This is a genomic window from Acinetobacter sp. YH16032 (assembly GCF_013417345.1).
In the GTDB taxonomy this organism is placed as follows: domain Bacteria; phylum Pseudomonadota; class Gammaproteobacteria; order Pseudomonadales; family Moraxellaceae; genus Acinetobacter.
The window spans coordinates 1-1,533 of sequence record NZ_VPEE01000143.1 but is presented as its reverse complement, the minus strand read 5'-3'; the positions used below and the strand labels follow the sequence as shown (position 1 = coordinate 1,533).

The following is a 1,533-nucleotide window of genomic DNA, read 5'->3' as shown; positions in this document are numbered from 1 at the left end:
CATAGCTTTTGATTTTGCCTTTAATTCTCTTTTATTCTTTTAAAAAGCTTTTAAATACTTTTAGACACCCTTCCAGACCACATATAGCAAGGCTTTCAGACTTTAAAAAACTACAAATGGCATGAACTAAACTACAAATGGCATGATTTTGGCACATTAGAAACTACAAATGGCATGATTAGAAACTACAAATGGCATGAACTAAACTACACTATATTTAATGTAGTTTTATGTTAAAAACTACAAAAATCGTGTGCAAAAATAAATCAATATGATATAAAAAACTACTTCTTGCGGAATGTAGTTTCATGGATTATAAAAAAACATACCCTGTATCTTGGGTTGTTATGCAGAATACGATTCAAGAGTGCTTTAAAAGCATGAGTATTGATGAAAAACGCTTATTAATTCTTGCTAGTCCTATAGCTCGGATAATTGATGCAACTGAAAAAGATGCAATCACCATAACATCAGAGAGCTTTGCAAAAGAATGCGGTATAAAAACCAACTCAGCGTATTCGCAAATGGACAAAGCGAGTAAAAACCTGTTAAGACGTTATTTTTCCTATGGTGATAATAAGAAAAAAACCTACTGTAACTGGGTCATTAGAGCAATATATGAGAATGGTTCAATATCCATATGCTTCCCAGAGGAAGTTCTTTTGATGCTCAAAGAGTTCGACAAATTAAATCCATACACTAAGTACAAGAAAGACATCGTACTCAGTCTGAAAAAAGACTACTCGTTCGACCTATATCATTTAGCAAAAAAATATCAAGCTATGGGACAATTTGAAATGTCCTTAGAGCATATAAAAAATGAGCTGGGTTTGCCAAAGTCCTACGACAAGCTATGTAATTTAAAAGACCGTGTAATTAAGCCTTCATTAGATGAAATTACAGCTAATACAGACATTGAACTCACTTATGAAAACGTTAAACAAGGACGGTCTGTGGTTGGTTTCAAGTTTATTGTGAAAGAGAAGCCTAAGCCAAAACTCATAGCACCCGAGAGAGAGACAAAGACAGTAGAGCTATTTTGTAATATGTCAGATCCCCAAATTAATAAATACAGCACTATTCTATCTAAACTTTCTGAACTTTCTGATCTAAGTAATTTTCCTGACTATCCTACTTTTGCGATTTGGATTAGTGGGATTTTACGAGATCCAAAAAGTGTAAGGGAAGAAACGGCTAAACGAATTTTGAAGGCTCTACATCAAAAAACGGATTTCAAACCATAAAATCAGATTATCCATATGAGCTAACAAATCCCGTGAAACATTGCTTAAATACTAAGCGTGGAACGTGAACAATCATTAAAAAAGCCCAATCGGAGAGGGTTGGGCTTTTTGCTATACGATAAAACTATGATTTATATGAAATAAAAAGAAGCATTTCGTATAACGCGTATTATGTTAATTTTAGGAAAACTTACAGAATGTATAATTTAAAGATTATGGTTTGGGTGATCCTTATCTGAGTAATCTTATGGGGAATACAATGGATGTTTCATGGCTTTCCTACAGGAAA

General features: G+C 33.4%; 1 protein-coding gene. It reads left to right on the top strand.

What is annotated here, in order from left to right; translation table 11 throughout:
* Positions 1–308: 308 nt before the first annotated feature.
* Positions 309–1,244, top strand: a complete 936-nt coding sequence (locus FTV32_RS16995) for a replication initiation protein (RefSeq protein ID WP_180029152.1) — start codon at positions 309–311, stop codon at positions 1,242–1,244.
* The last annotated feature ends 289 nt before the right edge of the window (positions 1,245–1,533 follow it).

What these genes read in the sequence shown, in the direction of transcription:
- FTV32_RS16995 (WP_180029152.1), top strand. Translation starts at nt 309, where the DNA reads ATGGATTATAAAAAAACATACCCTGTATCTTGGGTTGTTATGCAGAAT.